We start from the raw sequence: 19,314 nt of genomic DNA, 5'->3' as shown, positions 1-19,314 counted from the left end.
AGAAGGATAGGTGGCTTTTTGTAAATTAAATGAATCCATCACGCGTGAGGTTAGCTACTAATAATGGTCAGGCTGTATTGTTCGTTATTGAATGGGAGCTGATAGATAGGCTGCCCGACTCAGGATTTTAAACCAGAGCGGTTTGGCATCGATTTCATCAATAAACATATCATTAGAATGACTGAAATCATCCAGTAACATGTCTTCTATCTGTTTCGCGAATTGTTCATCGTCAACGAGTGCGGTGATTTCAAAGTTAAGGCGAAAAGATCGGTTGTCCATATTAGCCGTACCAACTGCCGATAAGTAGTCATCCACCAGAAAGACCTTTTGATGCAAGAAGCCCTTCTGGTAACGCATTACCTTTACACCGGCGCGTAAGATACCAGCGACAAAGGAGAACGCGGAGAGATAGATCAACCAATTATCAGCTTTTTCCGGGATCAGAATCCGCACATCAACGCCCCGGATAGCAGCTAAGCGTAACGCCTGTAGCACACCTTCATCAGGCACGAAATAAGGGCTGGCAATCCATATGCGTTTCTGTGCGATATGCATCGCATGCTGCATCATTAGACTGGCTGTTTCAAACGGATCAGAAGGGCCGGAAGGTAATATAAGGATTCTTTTTCTCGGGTCTTCCGGTATCTTGGGTGTCCATTTCAGTGTTGGTGTGTCTTCAGTTACCCAGTGCCAATCTTCAATAAATGACAGTTGAGCAGCCAGTGCTGCAGGGCCTTCCAATTTTATATGAGTGTCGCGCCAAAATGGGAAGTCCGGATCTTTACCGAGGTATTCATTGCCGACATTGTGCCCACCCAGCCACGCGATCTGGCCATCCACAACCACGATTTTACGGTGATTTCGGAAGTTAAGTTGATAACGATTGTGAATGGTCCGGGAGGAGTGGAACGAGTACACCAAAACTCCGGCTTCAGCCAAATCATCAAGGTAATTATCACTCAGCGAATAGCTACCGATTTCATCATACAAGAGGTAGACCCTAACCCCTCGATGTACAGCATCGATCAAATGCTGTTGCAGCTTCATGCCTAGCTCATCATCACGAATAATATAAAATTGAATAAGGATGTATTCGTCAGCGTTTTGTAGTCCGGTGAATATGTCCTCGAAAGTATCGTGACCATTAATCAGTAAGGTTGCATGGTTGGCTTGCGTGAAAGGAAGTTTGGCAAGCGTTTCAAATGCTTTGAGATTGTGATGTTCCTGAGGTTGTGGCGATAAATATGGACTGATGTCATGCCATGCGATACCTAATTTATCGCGGAAATCTTTCTCATCTTCAGCTCTTGCTGAAATATAACCATTAAATCGGGTACGACCAAAAATAAGGTATGCCGGTACACCCAGCCACGGAAAAGCAATCAGAGTGACGACCCATGCAATTGTGCCTTGTGATGTACGGGTAGCGAGTAATGCAAATACGGCTGTAATAAGCCCAAGCAGTTGCACCGCAGCGTAGATAAACGCCATTGTTGATGTCATGTCACTGTCCTTGGTATACCCACTACTATCATCCTTTTGCGTATTACTTTTGGGTTAACTGAGTACTGTGATGCTACTATCGGGGGTGATATAATCATGTGCTTTATTTACCCGCCTCAAATCATTAGGACGTCCTCATGACTAGCGTTGTAATTCCTGTAAACCCGTTTGACCTTGTGATCTTTGGAGCAACTGGCGATCTAGCGATGCGAAAATTGCTACCAGCCTTGTTTCGTCGTCATGCTGTTGCTCAGATCCCTGAAGATGCTCGTATCATCGGCCTATCTCTCAGTAAACACACTACCAAAAAATACCGTGAATTAGCAGATAATGCGCTTAAACAGCATATTCCGGCCGAAGAGCTGGATGCTGATTTAGTCAAAACGTTTCTGGCCCGCATTCACTATATCCCAAATGACGTAACAGATCCGTCAGGCTGGACAGAGTTAGTTGACCTGCTGGGCGAAAAGCCAGACTGGATACGCGTGTACTATCTTGCGGTTAGTCCATCATTATTTGGTGTGATCGCTCATGGTTTGGCAACGGCTGGCTTATCAGATGGTAAAGCACGACTGGTCGTTGAAAAGCCTCTAGGACATGACCTGAAAAGTGCCCAGAAGCTAAATAAAGATATTGGTGAAGTATTCAATGAAGATTGTACTTACCGTATCGATCACTACTTAGGTAAAGAGACCGTGCAAAACCTGATGGCATTGCGCTTCTCAAATGCCTTGTTTGAGCCGATCTGGAACGCACAATCTATTGATCACGTACAAATTACTGCAGCAGAATCCTTAGGGGTTGGTAGCCGTGGTGGTTATTATGATCACTCCGGTGCGATGCGTGACATGGTGCAAAACCATTTAATGCAGCTGCTGTGTCTGATTGCGATGGAGCCACCACACGCCTTTAATGGTAATGCCGTGCGTGATGAGAAGCTCAAGGTATTAAGAGCGCTTAAGCCGATGAAAGGGCTTGAGGCTTTAGAAAACACGGTTCGTGCACAATATCTGGAAGGGCCGAACTCGCCATCCTATGTGGAAGAAGTGAATAATCCAAACAGCAACACAGAGTGTTATGTTGCGATTAAAGCTGAAATCGAAAACTGGCGTTGGGCTGGTGTTCCGTTCTACTTGCGTACGGGTAAAAAATTACGTAATCAGGCAACTGAAATCGCGATTGTCTTCAAGAAGCCACCGCACTCAGTGTTTGGTAACTTGACTACGCCTATCGAGTCCAATGTCTTGAGTATTCGCTTACAGCCTGATGAAGGTTTGCAGCTGGAGTTGATGACTAAAGATCCGGGGCCAGGTGGTTTCCGTTTACACTCAACGCCGTTGGATGTGACGTTTGCCGAGTCTCTCGGGGATGACTTTAGAATGCCAGATGCCTATGAGCGCTTGCTGATGGACGTAGTGCGTGGCGATCAAACCCTGTTTATGAGAGGGGATGAGGTAGAAGCTGCCTGGGAGTGGATCGATCCTATCATGGCAAGCTGGGATGACTCCGGTACTAAACCTGAAACGTATGACAGTAATAGTGAAGGTCCGACTGCTGCTGTTGAAATGATGGCAAAATCAGGAAGACGTTGGCGTAAGTTGTAACGGTTTTTTGATTGTATCACCATAAAAAATGCCCGACCTAAGCCGGGCATTTTTTATGTCTGAAGTAAAGACGTTGTTAGTCTTCCTTCGGAGCACCCAGTAATGCGCGGTATGCCAAAGCACCGATAATCGCACCAACGATAGGCGCTGCCCAGAATACCCAAAGCTGAGATATTGCTGTTGCATCCATAGAGATCAATGCAGGACCCGTACTACGAGCTGGGTTTACTGATGTATTTGATACCGGAATGGAGATCAAGTGGATCAGCGTTAAGCAAAGACCAATTGCAATTGGTGCGAAACCAGCTGGAGCACGGCCTTTAATAGTACCACCAACACTAGCGTCACCTGTGTCCGTTGCTCCCATGATAACCATCAGGAATGCAGCAGTCATAACAACTTCAGTAACGATAACGGCAAGAAGATTGTACTTACCAGGAGAGGCTTCACCGTAACCATTGGAGGCCAGATTCCCTATCTCACCGCCATCTTGCCCGGTGATAATAATGGCCAGAATCGCTGCTGCTGCACACGCACCTGCTACCTGAGCAATAATGTAAGGAATTAATTCTCCGAAAGAAAAACGACCGCCGAACCACAGGCCGATAGAGATAGCAGGGTTGAAGTGTCCGCCAGAAATGTGACCTACGGCGTATGCCATTGTTAGAACAGTCAAACCAAATGCCAGTGAAACACCGACTAAACCAATTCCAACGTCCGGGAACGCAGCTGCCAACTTGGCACTACCAACACCACCAAGAACTAACCATAGAGTACCAAAGAATTCGGCGAAGAGCCTGTTGTGTAAATGCATAGATAAATCCATTTCTTATTAATTAATAAAAGGGGGGTGAGGCCAGACCGTAAAGTTTTTATATTAGCGGTTCTTAGCTTCACTGCCGACTAAGTGAAATGCTATTCAGCTTTAGTTCATTTCATTGTTTATATTTTTCACAAAAAAAAGAATAAGAATGCGATAAGAAAAATTTTAAATTTTTTTTGAACCGCCCAACCTGAAATACACACTAATCATCAAAATCAATAAGGTTTGGTTTAACCAATTTAATAACAAAAAATAATCCCCAATCGAAAGAAGATGTTGGTACAAAGCATCAAAGATACTGAGCGACCTCCTGTAACCGGGTAGGTCGTTTTTTTTTGGTGTTCGGGTTATCATGCCCACCTAGATGACATACCAATAAATCCAGAGAGCATATAGTCAATGATTCAAGGTTTCATGCAAGGAATAGCCTATTTTTTTCAAGGCTTTACGTTGATCACGCAGAAAGGTATACGCGGTTTCGTGCTAATCCCGCTACTGATCAATATTGTCGTTTTTAGTGCTGCAGTGTGGCTTGCCTATGGGCAATTTCAGAGCTTAATGGATAGTCTGACGGCTTGGTTACCTTCCTGGTTGTCTTGGATTGAGTGGGTGCTCCTGCCTTTCTTTGCGATATTAGTTTTATTAATCATTTATTACACGTTTAGTATTATCGCTAATTTTATAGCATCACCCTTTAATTCTTTATTAGCTGAGCGCGTTGAAAAGAAACTTAATGGTTTGCCATTACCAGAATCATCCGGTTTTAAAGCAATGGCTGTTAATGTAGGTAAGGCATTAGGAAGTGAAGTCAAAAAAATGATTTATATGCTTAAATGGATGCCAGTCTTGTTATTAATAACCGTTATACCGGGGCTTAATCTGATTGCTCCTGCTGCATGGATCATCTATGGAGCGTGGATGTATTCATTACAGTATGCTGACTATCCGATGGGTAACCATGAAATGTTTATTAAAGAAGAGTTAGTGGTACTTCGTAAAAACCGCAGCCACGCACTCGGTTTTGGTGCTGCAACTACACTCATGACAATAATCCCGGTCGTCAATTTCTTCGCAATGCCGGTTGCGGTTGCTGGCGCGACGGCGATGTGGGTAAAGCAGCTCTCACGCTGATACACCAATCTTAGCGCTCAGTTGTTCTAGTTGTTGCTTTTGCTTTAACAGACGACTGAGCTTTCTGGGTGAGAAGTGCAGTAGTAGCATGCCGCACACACCAACAACTCCGGCGATTATCAACACCAGAGTTTGTACGGTTCGGTTAATGGGCCAGTCATATGAAAACAGTGAGGCAACGGTGCTGATGCCGTAACTGAGCGCCAGTGACATTAACGTGATGACCATTGTGTAAACCAGCCACTGGCCGAGGTGATGAATACTTCGGGCACGTCCCTGATGCTCCTCAATCTGCTGAATGTAATTCTGTTTACGGATATCCAAAGTGTTCATTACAAAGCGTCGGCTTTGCTGTTGAATAAGGGTTCCCGCCTGTGCCTCATCCTGAATCAGAAGATGGGGAAGTTGCCCAAGTGTATGTTCTTGTTTGTGGCGTAACGCCTCCAGACTATTTGGCTTGCCGAGTTCTTTATCCAGATCCAGCAATCTTAACGGATCGTTCTCCCACTTTAATAATAAGTTGTTTCTCACATTTTGCTGGTGCTGCTGGTTTAGCTGAACCAACACGCGTTGTAGTGACGGGTTATGGGTGAGATCCGGTTCGTACTGCATTAATACTTCATAGTGTGGTGCTTTGCTAAGTAGCAGTTGCAGTTGCTTGAGTGCCTGCGAGGTTCTTTGAGTAACCGATAACATACGGATGTATTCAAACTGAAGTTCCGCATTAAAGCCTTTGTTGCACTCACGTGCTGATTCGATGGCTAACAACGCCTGCATGTACTTGCCAGCTCGGTAGCGCGTATCTGAAAGGTGGCGAAACGCAAAGCAAGAAAATACAGGGTTAACCTCCAGGCTTTGCAGGGCGGCAATATTGTAGTGACGCTCGGCCAGCATTAGATTGCCCGAGTTAGCTTGTAGCCAGGCGAATTGGAAGTGGCATAAATAGTCACCGGGGTTTTTACTCAGGGCCTTTAGTAATGTAGCTGGTTCGTCACTAAGCTTTTGTAAGCCGATGACCGGTAATTGTTTACTCTGTTGAATCAGATCAGCAGTGAGTTGTTTCGAAAGGTTTGTTAGCGACAGTTGGTATTGTTTCCGCCATTGAGCCGCCTGCTGACGACCTAAGCTGGAGTTTAATAACTTTCTGGAAACGCCCTCATGTACAGTCGCAAGTAGTGGCCTGCCTCTGACCTTATGATAGAGCGAGTAATATTCAATATTAATTCGTTGAAAAGTCTGAGTGTGATCAGTTGGGATTCCTGATTCTCCAATCCTGTGAGAATCATTATGAATCTGTTTTTCAGAGAACATAGTCTAATGTTTTTCTAAGTGATGTGGTGATTAGTCTATGTCATCCGAGTACTCGCTGGCCTTTGCTAACAGCTTAAGCGCAAGAAGTTAGATGACCAATGGAGTTTTTGTTAATACTTTGTCATTTATCATGGTCTGTGGGTTGCATTACTCTATAATGCTGGCGTGAAAAATGAATCTACCTCATATATTGATATCCACACGCACCAGCAAGCGCTGCGGGAGTGTAAAGCCTGTCCACAAATGATAGGGCCGGTCATCACTGGCACAACCGTGGTGTCACCGATCATGCTGATCGGGCAAGCGCCGGGTGATAAAGAGGGCGTGATTGGTCGCCCCTTTGGCTGGACTGCGGGTAAAACGCTCTTCAAATGGTTTGCGAGCCAAGGTGTTGATGAGGAAAGATTTCGTGAAGCCGTTTACATCGCATCGGTTTGTCGCTGCTTTCCCGGTAAGAACCCAAAAGGGGGTGACCGGGTGCCGAATAAAGATGAGATAACAAACTGTCGGCGTTGGATGGATAAAGAGTTCGCATTGCAGCAACCTAAGCTCATTATCCTGGTCGGTAAGCTGGCAATTTCTCAGTTTTTACCTGTCAACAAACTAACCGACGTAATTGGTCTGAAATTTGAACGGGAAATAGCCGGAGGGCAATGTACTTTGATACCATTGCCGCATCCTTCAGGTGCCTCAACATGGCACAGAACGGAGCCGGGAATTAGTTTACTTCAAGTCGCTTTAGCGTTACTGGGTGAACATCCGGAATGGCAACGTCTCAAGTAATTGTGATCAGCCATTGATTGAACGCTGGCGGGGTAATACAATTCCCCGCTTTGACTTTTTGATTTTAGCCCATATAGTTGGAAAATCAGGCGTGAGTCTGCACAACTTATACAATGGAGTAATACATGCCTTGGAATGAACCAGGTGGGAATAAAGACAAAGATCCGTGGAGCAATAATAAGCCCTCACGCGGTTCATCGTCAGATGGCATTGAAGATGCTATTCAAAAGATGAATGAAAAGCTAGGGCAGCTGTTCGGCGGCCGCTCGTCAGGCGGTAACGGAAATGGCGAACAACCTAGCGGTCAGGGCCCAAGCCTGAATAAAAATGTTGTGATCGGCATTGCAGCAGTCGCATTTCTTGGTTGGTTGACAACCGGTTTTTACACCGTCGACTCCGCCGAACGTGGCGTAGAGCTTCGGTTTGGTAAGTATCAGCGCACCACAATGCCAGGTTTGCGTTGGAAGCTTCCATATCCTATCGAAACGTTAGAAAAAGTAGATGTGGATCGCAGTCGTACGGCTAAAGATGCACGCAGCGTGACCCACATGCTGACTAAAGATGAGAACATCATCTCTATTGCGGTTAACGTTCAGTACAATATTAAGAATCCTGAAGACTATCTGTTCAACGTTGAGCTACCGGACTTTGAGCCGGATCAGCGAATTGCAACCGTTTATAACGTCATGCGAAGTGCTGTACGTGAAGTGGTGGGTCGTGAGACGATGGACTCAATCATCGGTGCGGATCGTGAAAAGATCGCTCCGGAGATCCTGCAGATTATGCAGCGGGTTCTGGATGATTATGAATCCGGAGTGGATGTCATCAAGGTCAACGTCACTAAAGCAGAAGCGCCTGACGAAGTAAAAGACGCATTTGATGATGCCATTCAGGCACGAGAAGATCAGAACCGTTATAAAAACCAAGCTGAAACGTACGCTAAGAAAGTGGTACCGGTTGCCCGAGGTAAGGCAGCACGAACCATTGAAAGCGCAACCGCTTATCGCAGCCGTTTAACATCGAAGGCACAAGGTGAGGCCTCACGATTCGAACAGTTGGCAACAGCTTATGCCAAAGCGCCGGAAGTTACACGCGAGCGTCTATATCTGGAAACGATGGAAGAAGTTTTACAGCGTAGTTCTAAAGTGCTGATTGACTCTGATTCAGGAAATAACATGATGTATCTGCCTTTAGATAAATTATCCGGAGGCACGGGGGCTTCATCGGCTGATCAAGGCGCAGTAGCTGCAGCCGTGTCAGCGTTTGATACGATGAATAATTCAACGACGAAAAGCACAGCGAGTAGCAGCGTTAGCAGTGTCCGTGATGCAACGAGGGAGGGGCGATAATGAAAAATCCAATTATTATTGCACTGATGGCTATTTTTGTTGTGGTCATGAGCAGCGCCTATGTGGTTGATGAGCGCCAGACAGCGATCAAATTCCGCTTCGGTGAAATCGTTGAAGAAAACATTGGTCCGGGTTTGCACTTTAAAATCCCGCTGATCAACAATATCGAAACGTTCTCATCTCAGATTTTGTCAATGGATGCTCAGCCTGAGCAATTCCTGACAAATGAAAAGAAATATGTTGTGGTTGACTTCTTTGTTAAGTGGCGCATTTCTGAGCCGGGTAAGTTCTACCGTTCAACCGGTGGTGACTTACGAGTTGCAAAGAATCGTTTGGAGAGCATCATGAAAGATGGTCTGCGTAACGAATTCTCAAAGCGTACCATTCAGGAAGCGATTTCTGGTGAGCGTGATCAGATTATGCAAGGCCTTCAGACTAAGTCGAATGAAGCGGCTAATCAGCTAGGTGTTGGTATCGTTGATGTTCGTGTCAGTCAGATCGATTTCTCTGAGAAAAACAGTGAGTCGGTATTTAAGCGGATGCGTTCAGAGCGTGAGCGTGTAGCGCAAGACCTTCGTGCACGTGGTGCGGAAGAAGCTGAGCGTATTCAGGCAGCGGCAGACCGTGACGCGGAAATTATTGAAGCAGATGCATACAGTGCTGCTGAGAAAATCCGAGGTCAGGGTGATGCTAAAGCGGCAGAGATTTATGCTGAAGCTTACAACAAGAACGCTGAGTTCTATTCATTCCACCGTAGTCTGGAAGCTTACCGCAAGTCGATGGGTAACTCTGGCGATGTGATGGTGATGGAGCCCGACTCTGAGTTCTTCCGCTACTTCAAGAACAAATCGCAGTAAATACCAAATAGGCAGTGAGCAGTGAATATCAATTGGAATGATCTGCTGACTGCCTTTGCGTTGGTACTCATAATAGAAGGGTTGCTTCCGTTTGCAGCCCCTTCGAAAATAAAAGAAGTTTATCAATCTATGCTACAGATGCCGAACAAGACTTTACGAAGCCTTGGTTTAGGCAGTATGGTTGCGGGGTTGATACTTCTTTTTTTGATTTAATGCCACACGAGAATCGTTTGACATGAAATATTGGTTACTTCCGGACGGAATTAACGAGTCACTTCCCGCCGAAGCCGACGCACTTGAAACGATGCGCCGCGAGCTGCTGAACCTGTATCGGGGATGGGGCTACCGCTTCATCATGACCCCCTTAGTTGAATACCTTGAATCGTTAAGCATTGCCATGGGCTCTCAGCTTGACCTGCAAACCTTCAAAATTACTGACCAAACTAATGGCCGCTTAATGGGCGTCAGAGCTGACATTACGCCACAGGTTGCGCGGATTGATTCACATCGCATGTCGATGGTTGAAGGCCAACCAAACCGCTTGTGCTACATGGGATCTGTGCTGCGTACACATAGCGAAGTCGCCGGTGGTTCGCGCTCACCGATTCAAATTGGCGCAGAGCTGTTTGGGCACGAAGGCTTAGAGAGCGATTACGAAGTCATTAAGTTGATGCTCGAGACCTTATCGGTTGCAGGCGCCAGAAGTGTTTTGCTGGATCTTGGTCACGTCGGTGTATTGCGCGGTTTAATTGCAAAAATCGGACTGACGGATGCTGAGCAAGCGGTTTATCTGGATATGCTGGCACGTAAATCATTGCCAGAGATCAGCCACTGGATAAAGCAGAGTGATTTTGACGGAGCCAGTAGTGAGCTACTCAGTTGCCTGCCAAATCTGCACGGTGGCGTCGAAATTTTAGAAACGGCGACACAACAACTAAACAAAGCAGGCGATAACGTACTTGCTGCGATTGACTACTTGCAGCAACTGATTACACGACTACAGAAAGACTATCCGGAGCTTGCCATTAACATCGACTTGGCTGAAATGCGCGGTTACACCTATCACACAGGTATTGTGTACTCGGCTTATGCAGCAGGTAGCCCTCGTGAAGTAGCGCGCGGTGGTCGTTATGACGGCATCGGCGAATATTTTGGTAATGCCCGCCCTGCGACAGGTTTTACGTCGAATTTAAGAACACTGATCAGTCTTAGTGAAGACTCAGTTGTTTCTGAAACTAAGGGCATCCTGGCTCCGGCGATAGATGATGCCGGACTTGAGCAAACAGTGAAAACACTACGCGCCCAAGGTGAAATAGTAGTACGACAGTTAGTACCATTGACTCAGTTATCGGCTGAAGCACAAGGGTGTGACCGTGTACTGGAGCAGCAATCCGGCGAGTGGCACATTGTCAGCGCAGGTTAATTAAGCATTTAGTTTGTTCAAGAGAGAAAAGTAATGGGTAAGTTTGTAGTAGTGCTGGGAACCCAATGGGGTGACGAAGGCAAGGGAAAGATCGTTGATCTGTTAACCGAAAAAGCGACCGGCGTGGTGCGTTTTCAGGGTGGTCATAATGCCGGTCATACCTTGGTCATCAAGGGTGAGAAAACAGTACTGCATTTGATTCCATCGGGTATTTTACGTGAAGGCGTAGAGTGCATGATCGGTAATGGCGTTGTGTTGTCTCCGGAAGCATTGCTTAAAGAAATTGATATGCTGGAAGCAGAAGGCGTACCGGTTGCTGAGCGTTTACAGTTGTCAGTTTCTTGTCAGTTAATTCTGCCATACCACGCAGCATTGGACGCGGCACGTGAAGCGGCACGAGGCTCTAAAGCAATTGGTACAACAGGTCGTGGAATCGGCCCTGCGTATGAAGACAAGGCTGCACGTCGCGGTATTCGCTTAGGTGACTTACTGGACACTGAGCGTTTCGCAGAAAAGCTAAAAACAGTCATGGAATACCATAACTTTGCTTTGGAACACCTGTACAAAGCAGAAACACTGGACTATGACACTGTACTGGCAGACACACTGGCTTACGTTGATCGTCTACGCCCAATGATGGCAGACATTCCAACACGCCTGCACGAGCTTCGTGAGAGTGGTGATAATGTCATGTTCGAAGGGGCACAAGGCTCTTTGCTGGATATTGACCACGGTACTTACCCTTATGTGACTTCTTCAAACACAACGGCTGGTGGCGCAAGCACAGGTAGTGGTGTTGGCCCGCGTGATCTGGACTACATCCTGGGCATCACTAAAGCCTACACAACACGCGTTGGTGCCGGCCCGTTCCCAACAGAATTATTTGATGATGTTGGCGCGCAGATCGCTAAGAAAGGTCAGGAATTTGGTGCAACAACTGGTCGTGCACGTCGTTGTGGGTGGTTGGATGCAGTCGCGCTACGCAGCGCAATGCGCCTGAACAGCATTACCGGACTATGTGTAACGAAGCTGGATGTATTGGATGAGTTGGAAAGCATCAGCATCTGTACTGCTTACGAGCTTGATGGTGAAATAGTCAATGTACCACCTTCTGGTAGTGCCGCGTTTGAGCGTTGTAAGCCAGTATTCGAGACACTGCCGGGTTGGCAGAGCAACACCTTCGGTGTGACTGAATATGATGAGCTTCCGGAAAATGCTAAGAAATACTTAGCGCGTATGGGTGAGCTCTTAGAGACTCCGGTAGATATTATTTCGACTGGTCCAGACCGTGATCACACCATGATCATGCGTAATCCATACGATATCTAAGTCTGAATGCGCTTAGATAAACTACTGAGCAACGCGTCTAATCTGACGCGTTCTCAGGCGGTAAAAGCCATCAAGCAAGGCGATGTGTTGGTTGATGGCGAACCTGTCACAAAGGGTGCTTCAAAAGTCACAGAAGACAATGAAGTGCGCTACCTTGGTACACTCATTACTGAGCCAAAGCCTCGCTACTACATGCTGAATAAGCCGCTGGACTGCGTGAGTGCGAATCGTGATAAAAACTCCCTGACTGTCTTTGACTACTTGCTAGTACCGAGACGCGATCAATTACACGTTGCCGGACGTTTGGATCGGGATACCACAGGGTTAATTATTGCCACAGACGATGGTCAATGGTCACACCGCTTAACCTCGCCTAAGCATGAGCACTTTAAGCGCTATCGGGTCACTCTGGCAGAGGCACTGACCGAGAAGGCTAAGCTGGCGCTGGAAGAGGGGATATTGTTGGAAGGCGAGACCAAGCCTACCAAACCTGCAATGGTGGATGTATTAGAGCCTGACCTGATCAATCTGAGCATTAGTGAAGGGCGCTATCATCAGGTAAAGCGTATGCTGGAAGCGGTTGGTAATGAAGTGATTGCTTTACACCGTGAAGCGATTGCGCATATTGAGCTGGATACCAGTTTAGAGCCGGGGAAATGGCGTGAGCTAAGCCCCGATGAGATTGACTTGTCAAAGCCCTAGAAATGGGTTAATCTGCCGCACCTTAATCGCACAGCGCATGTTGTGAGATTAGTACGGAGAGGTGTCCGAGTGGCTTAAGGAGCACGCCTGGAAAGTGTGTATAGGTTAATAGCTTATCGAGGGTTCGAATCCCTCTCTCTCCGCCAATTCCAAATTACTGGTTATCAAGCATAACCAGTAATTTTATATATTTCAGCATGTTAGTCTCTATAACGTGCTAATTATTCCCCATAAATTAATCCATACCAAAATCAATTGCGTGTATAAATGCGTGTATTGAAATTGCTCAGTTGGCAGTCCATGCTAATTTTCCTGTGTCTGAATGTACTATGAATGAGCAAGTACTGCTAAACTATGCCGCTAAAGTACAAACACTTTATAGAGCAACTTTAAAGCAGGCTAAATGATTGATAAAAAGATATCGCTTTCCCAGCTAGAGCAGTACTTATCGAAAGCGGCTTGGATACTGAAAGGGCCGGTTGATGCTTCAGATTTTAAGGTCTACATTTTCCCACTGTTATTCTTCAAACGCATTTCAGATGTTTATGACGAAGAGTACCAAGTGGCACTCGATGAGTCTGACGGGGATGAAGAGTACGCCAGCTTACCAGAGATGCATCGCTTCGAAATTCCGCAGGATTGCCATTGGAATGATGTAAGGTCGACGACGACTAATGTTGGAGTTGCGATAGAAAAAGCCTTGCGTGGGATCGAGCAAGCAAATCAGGAAAGTCTCTACGGTATTTTTGGTGATGCTCAATGGAGCAATAAAAACAAATTATCTGACCGACTTCTGATTGATCTGGTTGAACACTTCTCACAATACACCTTAGGAAACGACAACGTTCAACCGGACATGTTGGGGCAGGCCTACGAGTACCTGATTAAACATTTTGCTGACCTTACCAACAAGAAGGCAGGGGAGTTTTACACGCCGCGCTCGGTTGTACATCTGCTTGGGCTAATGCTTGATCCACACGAAGGCGAAACCATCTATGACCCAGCCTGTGGTACGGGCGGTATGCTGCTTGAATGTGTTGATCACCTAAAAGAAAACAGCGAAGACTACAGAACGCTCAAGCTGTTTGGACAAGAGAAAAACCTAACCTCTAGCTCCATAGCCAGAATGAACATGTTTTTGCACGGTATTGAAGATTTCGAAATTGTTCGTGGCGATACCTTACGTAACCCGGCATTTTTTGAAGCAGACGGTATTAAAACCTTTGATTGTGTCATCGCTAATCCGCCATTCTCGTTAAAAGACTGGGGTGCTGATGCGTGGGTTAACGACCCCTTTGGCCGCAACATTGCAGGGATTCCCCCCAAAGGAAACGGTGACATGGCATGGGTGCAGCACATGGTTCGTTCAATGAATGCGAATGGCCGTATGACAGTTGTACTGCCCCACGGTGCTTTGTTTAGAAAAGGCGCAGAAGGAAAAATTCGTAAAGCACTACTCGAACAAGATCTACTAGAAGCGGTTATTGGTCTAGGGCCAAACGTGTTTTACGGCACACAACTCGCTGCTTGCGTAATGGTGTTTAAGAAAGACAAAACACCTGCGAAAAAGCAAAAAGTCTTATTCATAGATGCCTCAGACCAAATACGAACAGGAAGAGCACAGAACTTCTTAGAGTCAGGGCATGTAAAGCAAATTCACGAATGGTATGAAGCCTACGCAGACGTTGAAAACTACGTCAAAGTCGCTTCGTTTGAAGACCTAGAAGAAAACGACTTCAACCTCAACATACCGCTCTACGTGGAAAAAATCATAGAAGACAACCTGCCGAGTGTTGAAGAAGCACTGGCTGATTTGAAAGAGGTTTGGCAAGCGAGTCAGAAAGCTGAAGAAAAATTTAAGAAAGTTTTACAGGGGTTTATTAAATGAGCACATTCGATAGTACAAAGATACCTTTACGCGAAGTAATTGATGATATCAAAAAAGGCAACTTTCAACTTCCAGACTTTCAGCGTGGCTGGGTATGGGATGATGAACATGTGCGGTCCTTGCTTGTAAGTATTGCTCGATCATTCCCTGTCGGTGCAATCATGACTTTAGCTACTGGCGGAGATATCCGATTTCAAGTACGTCCTGTAGAGAATGTAAAAATTGATTCAGAAAAAGAGCCAGATACATTGATTCTTGATGGGCAACAGCGACTTACATCGTTAACACAGGTACTAGGTCTAGAAGGCCCTGTGAATACGTTTGATAATAAAAAAAGTAAAATAGAGCGCTATTACTACGTTGATATCAAGAAAATTCTTGAAGGTGCTGATTATGATGAAGCCTTCTATTCTGTAGGAAAAGAGAAAAAAGTCACATCCAACTTTGGAAGAAATGTCGAGCTTGATATTTCTACAATTGATAAAGAAGTAAGCGAGCTACAGTTTCCGTGTAATCAAATTTTAGATTATGACGATTGGCAAGACCGTTGTTATGAACTTGGTAAATTCAAAGAATTCAAAGCATTTAAGAAGGCAGTTCTGGAGCCATTCAGGGATTACCAAATACCTGTCATTGCGCTAAATAAAACGACCACTAAAGAAGCTGTCTGTTTAGTCTTTGAGAAGGTTAATACAGGCGGTGTTTCTTTGACCGCTTTTGAATTAATTACGGCATCTTTTGCGGCTGACGGCTATAACCTTCGAGAAGATTGGTACGGCAATGGTGATTCTTCCATTGGTCGTTTGGCACGATTAAAGGAAGAGAAAATCTTAGGCGGGGTACAGACCACCGACTTTCTTCAAGCAGTCACTCTGTTACATACCTATGATTTAAATCAGAAGGCGCGAGAATTAGGGAAAGCAGATAACCAGCTTCCCGGCATCAGCTGTAAAAGAAAAGCAATGCTAAATCTCCAACTTGCTGATTACCAAAAATGGGCTGAGAAATTAGAGTCAGGTTTCAAATTGGTTGCTAAGTTTCTTCAAAAAGAGTGTTTCTTTTCAAGTAAGGACATCCCGTATAGAACTCAACTAGTGCCTTTAGCAGCTATCATGACTCACTTAGGTGAGCGTTGGTTGCAACCAAAAGTATATGACCGACTAAGCCAATGGTTTTGGTGTGGGGTAATGGGTGAGCTTTATGGAAGCGCTGTAGAGAATAGGTTTGCTAATGATATTGAAGACTTCTTGATTTGGGTCAACGATGAGACGAAAGCACCTAGGACTGTATTTGACGCATCATTTCACCCTAGTCGATTAGAAACACTTAGGACGAGAAACAGTGCTGCTTATAAAGGTTTAAACATACTTACTTTACGCAATGGCGCTAAAGACTTCTATTGGAAAGCAGGTGTGCAAGAATTGGATCTTATGGAAGCAAGGCTTGAGATACATCACTTATTCCCTAAAAAATGGTGTGCTGCTAAAGGAGTCTCTAAAAAAATTACAGATTCTGTAATCAATAAAACTCCAATCTCTTTTAAGGCGAATCGAAAAATTGGTGGTGATGCTCCATCTGGATATCTACAGAAAATTCAGAAAGATGAGCAGGTTGGTTTAACAGATATTGAAATGGATCAGATTCTTGATTCACACCTAATTGATCCAGGGGCCTTCAGAACGAACAACTTTACTCAATTCTTAAACCTTAGATCTATCGAGCTTGTTAACTTGATTTATCGCGCGATGGGTAAAGAGGAAAAAACACCCACTGATTTCGCGCTATTTGGGTATGACTCAAAAGAGCAAAGCCAAAAGTCAGTCTTGGATAAACTAGCATCAGAAGAGTCTGAGGTTTTAGAGTTCAAATCAACCTTGCGTTGGGATGTAAAGCAGGATGTAAAAAATACAAAACTAGAAGATATAATTATCAAGACCATTGCTGCATTTAATAATCGTTATGGTGGTACTTTGATGATCGGGGTTGATGATGACAAGAATGTATTAGGACTTGATCTTGATTACCAAACTTTTAAAGAAGCTGATCGAAATACAGATCATTATGAAATCCATATTAGAAACCTAGTGAATGATAGGTTTGGAACTGATTTTGCTACATCACAGATGACTATTAGCTTCCCAAATATTGAGGGAGTGGAGTTCTGTCAAATTGATGTTAAACGTGGGAAAGTTCCTAAGTACTTAGAGGTTGCTAATAAGCATGGCGTGAAGTCGAGTACTTTCTATGTTAGAAGCGGTAATTCGTCTCAGGCTTTATCGGTTGAAGAAGTCGCAAATTATGTGAAAGAGCGTTTTCCTAATTTATGATGACCCAAGCCGAACTAGAAAAATACCTCTGGGGCGCAGCCACCACGCTCCGAGGCACCATCGACGCGGGAGACTACAAACAGTACATCTTCCCGCTGCTGTTCTTCAAGCGCATCTCTGACGTATACGAAGAAGAGTTTGAAGCAGCACTGGCTGACTCAGATGGCGATCTTGAATACGCAGCATTTGCAGAGCATCACCACTTTCAGATACCCGAAGGTGCGCACTGGAAAGATGTACGAGAAGTCACGGTCAATGTCGGTATGGCACTGCAAAACGCCATGCGCGCTATCGAACAGGCGAACCCAGGTACCTTGCACGGTATTTTTGGTGATGCGAGTTGGACCAATAAAGAGCGACTGTCCGATGAGATGCTAACGAACCTTGTTGAGCATTACTCACAACACAAACTCAACCTCAGCAATGTGCCAGACGACAAGCTGGGTAACGCTTATGAGTACCTGATAAAAGAGTTTGCAGATGACAGTGGTCACACGGCCGCTGAGTTCTATACCAACCGTACCGTGGTCAAACTGATGACTATGATCATGAACCCGCAACCCGGTGAGTCAGTGTATGACCCGACCTGTGGTTCTGGTGGTTTACTGCTGAACTGTGCGCTGCATTTAAAGGATGAAGGTAAGGAATACCGCACGCTGAAACTCTACGGGCAAGAGATCAACCTGATTACCTCTGCCATCGCGCGCATGAACATGTTTATGCACGGTATTGAAGAGTTCGACATTGTGCGAGGTGACACGCTGGCGAATCCGGGTTTGCTGGAAAATGACGAGTTGAAACGCTTTAACGTCATACTGGCTAACCCGCCATACTCGATTAAATCATGGGATCGTAACAGTTTTGAAAGTGACCCTTATGGCAGAAATCTTTGGGGAACACCGCCGCAAGGTTGTGCGGATTATGCTTTTGAGCAACACATCCAAAAAAGTTTAGATGACAATAATGGCAGAGCTATAAGTCTATGGCCACAAGGCTTTCTTGATAGGAATAGTGAAGAGCAAATGAGGAGATCATTTATTGAGTCTGATCGTTTAGAAGCAGTAATTGGCTTAGGTAGAAATCTTTTCTATAACTCAGGTATGGAATCATGTCTGGTGATTTCAAAGACTAACAAAATCAGTGATCAAAAAGGTAAGGTTTTATTTATTAATGCTCATGACTTGGTAACAAAAGAGAAAACAATTAGTTTCTTGGATCCCGAGCATGTCAACGCTATTTATGATGCATATAGTAGCTATTCTGATAAAGATGGTTTGTCAAAAGTTGTTGATTTAGATGAAATTATTAAAAATAGATCATCTTTAAATATTAACTTGTATGTCAATAAATACGGTGGGGTTATGCAAGGCGGTTTTGAAGAAGTTTATAATCACTGGGTTAAGTCAGGGGATTCTCTAAAAACAACAATGAATTCATTTTTTAGAGATCTGGGGAATTAATGGAACTTAATATTGATAAAAGCGACTGGATCAGAGTTCAACTGGGCGATGTATCACACGAATACAGCAAAAGAATAAGTAACCCAGCTGACAGTAATCATGATTGTTTTGTAGGAAATAGCAATATTGATCAGTGGGACTTTAGAGTCAAGCGTTGGGAGTCGACAAGTTCAGTAACTTCTGCAATGAAAGTTTTTGAGTCGAATGATTATCTTTTGGTTCGTAGAAGTCTCTACGCTAGTGATTTCAGAGAGCGTGCACCCCGAGCTCACTTTTCAGGAATTTGTTCTGGTGATATTTTAACCATAAAAGAGAATCCTGATTTATTGTGTGATGGTTTTTTGATCGGAGTTCTAAACAGTTCTAAGCTTTGGAAGTTTGTTGTATCGAATGCATCTGGGTCAATCACGAGGCGAATTAAATGGAAGGATCTAAGAAGTTATGAATTTCTTTTGCCGCCTAAGCAAAAACAGGCTGAGATCTCTCAACTTCTCTGGGGAATCAATGAACTAATAACAAAAAGGGAGAAGTGCGTTTTTGAAACAGATAAACTTATTTCTTCTTTATTAGATGATCACTTCCGAGACAATCTTCATATTTCTGTACCTTTAGGGGATGCTGGAATATGGGTAAGTGGTGGAACACCGAGTAAAAAGAACAACAAGTATTGGGGAGGAGATACCCCATGGGTTAGCCCAAAGGACATGAAGAAAGACATAATCAATACATCCATCGATAAGATCACTAATTTAGCAATTGATGAGGGCGCGTCGCTTTTACCAGAACAGTCGCTTTTGGTGGTAAGTAACCAACTATAAATT

At 44.8% G+C, this 19,314-nt stretch carries 16 protein-coding genes and 1 tRNA gene; 14 read left to right on the top strand and 3 right to left on the bottom strand.

What is annotated here, in order from left to right:
* Positions 1–84: 84 nt before the first annotated feature.
* The gene (gene cls, locus DKW60_RS06275) at positions 85–1,506 is read right to left on the bottom strand and encodes a cardiolipin synthase (RefSeq protein WP_109836809.1); all 1,422 of its coding nucleotides are present in this window, start codon (positions 1,504–1,506) and stop codon (positions 85–87) included.
* 137 nt (positions 1,507–1,643) lie between these two features.
* Between cls and zwf the strand changes: the two genes are divergently transcribed.
* Positions 1,644–3,110, top strand: a complete 1,467-nt coding sequence (gene zwf / locus DKW60_RS06270; protein WP_109836808.1) for a glucose-6-phosphate dehydrogenase — start codon at positions 1,644–1,646, stop codon at positions 3,108–3,110.
* A 76-nt stretch (positions 3,111–3,186) separates the two neighbouring features.
* Here the strand turns inward: zwf and aqpZ are convergent, their stop codons facing one another.
* Positions 3,187–3,924: an aquaporin Z gene (gene aqpZ, locus DKW60_RS06265; protein WP_109836807.1), complete on the bottom strand. Its 738-nt coding sequence runs from the start codon at positions 3,922–3,924 to the stop codon at positions 3,187–3,189.
* Between the two features lie 408 nt (positions 3,925–4,332).
* On the opposite strand from aqpZ, the gene cysZ reads away from it, so the two are divergent.
* Positions 4,333–5,064, top strand: a complete 732-nt coding sequence (gene cysZ / locus DKW60_RS06260; protein WP_109836806.1) for a sulfate transporter CysZ — start codon at positions 4,333–4,335, stop codon at positions 5,062–5,064.
* Here cysZ and DKW60_RS06255 read toward each other — a convergent pair.
* Positions 5,056–6,375 carry a tetratricopeptide repeat protein gene (locus tag DKW60_RS06255; protein ID WP_109836805.1) on the bottom strand — a complete coding sequence of 440 codons (1,320 nt, stop codon included), beginning with the start codon at positions 6,373–6,375 and terminating at the stop codon, positions 5,056–5,058. The genes cysZ and DKW60_RS06255 overlap by 9 nt on opposite strands.
* A gap of 165 nt (positions 6,376–6,540) precedes the next feature.
* On the opposite strand from DKW60_RS06255, the gene DKW60_RS06250 reads away from it, so the two are divergent.
* The 12 genes from DKW60_RS06250 (at position 6,541) to DKW60_RS06195 (ending at position 19,311) form a co-directional block, all read left to right on the top strand.
* Complete coding sequence (locus tag DKW60_RS06250) at positions 6,541–7,158, top strand: uracil-DNA glycosylase family protein (RefSeq protein ID WP_245929603.1); 618 nt, start codon at positions 6,541–6,543, stop codon at positions 7,156–7,158.
* Between the two features lie 125 nt (positions 7,159–7,283).
* Positions 7,284–8,507 (top strand): FtsH protease activity modulator HflK, encoded by a 1,224-nt coding sequence (gene hflK, locus DKW60_RS06245; RefSeq protein ID WP_109836804.1) that lies wholly within the window; start codon positions 7,284–7,286, stop codon positions 8,505–8,507.
* Positions 8,507–9,364, top strand: a complete 858-nt coding sequence (gene hflC, locus DKW60_RS06240; RefSeq protein WP_181389600.1) for a protease modulator HflC — start codon at positions 8,507–8,509, stop codon at positions 9,362–9,364. The genes hflK and hflC overlap by 1 nt, the downstream gene beginning before the upstream one ends.
* Before the next feature lie 21 nt (positions 9,365–9,385).
* Positions 9,386–9,577, top strand: a complete 192-nt coding sequence (locus DKW60_RS06235) for a DUF2065 domain-containing protein (protein WP_109836802.1) — start codon at positions 9,386–9,388, stop codon at positions 9,575–9,577.
* Positions 9,578–9,599: 22 nt separating this feature from the next.
* Positions 9,600–10,787 carry an ATP phosphoribosyltransferase regulatory subunit gene (locus tag DKW60_RS06230; protein WP_109836801.1) on the top strand — a complete coding sequence of 396 codons (1,188 nt, stop codon included), beginning with the start codon at positions 9,600–9,602 and terminating at the stop codon, positions 10,785–10,787.
* A gap of 33 nt (positions 10,788–10,820) precedes the next feature.
* Positions 10,821–12,116 (top strand): adenylosuccinate synthase, encoded by a 1,296-nt coding sequence (locus DKW60_RS06225; protein WP_109836800.1) that lies wholly within the window; start codon positions 10,821–10,823, stop codon positions 12,114–12,116.
* Between the two features lie 6 nt (positions 12,117–12,122).
* Positions 12,123–12,818: a pseudouridine synthase gene (locus tag DKW60_RS06220; protein ID WP_109836799.1), complete on the top strand. Its 696-nt coding sequence runs from the start codon at positions 12,123–12,125 to the stop codon at positions 12,816–12,818.
* Between the two features lie 55 nt (positions 12,819–12,873).
* Positions 12,874–12,964, top strand: a tRNA-Ser gene (locus tag DKW60_RS06215).
* Between the two features lie 257 nt (positions 12,965–13,221).
* Positions 13,222–14,706, top strand: coding sequence for a type I restriction-modification system subunit M (locus tag DKW60_RS06210; protein ID WP_109836798.1), 1,485 nt, complete (start codon positions 13,222–13,224; stop codon positions 14,704–14,706).
* Entirely contained in the window at positions 14,703–17,033 is a 2,331-nt protein-coding gene (locus DKW60_RS06205) for a GmrSD restriction endonuclease domain-containing protein (protein ID WP_109836797.1), read from the top strand. The genes DKW60_RS06210 and DKW60_RS06205 overlap by 4 nt, the downstream gene beginning before the upstream one ends.
* Positions 17,030–18,493, top strand: a complete 1,464-nt coding sequence (locus DKW60_RS06200) for a type I restriction-modification system subunit M (RefSeq protein ID WP_109836796.1) — start codon at positions 17,030–17,032, stop codon at positions 18,491–18,493. The genes DKW60_RS06205 and DKW60_RS06200 overlap by 4 nt, the downstream gene beginning before the upstream one ends.
* Positions 18,493–19,311, top strand: a complete 819-nt coding sequence (locus DKW60_RS06195) for a restriction endonuclease subunit S (RefSeq protein ID WP_109836795.1) — start codon at positions 18,493–18,495, stop codon at positions 19,309–19,311. The genes DKW60_RS06200 and DKW60_RS06195 overlap by 1 nt, the downstream gene beginning before the upstream one ends.
* Positions 19,312–19,314 lie beyond the last annotated feature (3 nt).

Origin of the sequence: Leucothrix pacifica (genome assembly GCF_003172875.1) — a bacterium.
GTDB lineage: Bacteria > Pseudomonadota > Gammaproteobacteria > Thiotrichales > Thiotrichaceae > Leucothrix > Leucothrix pacifica.
This window is presented reverse-complemented; position numbering and strand designations above follow the sequence as displayed.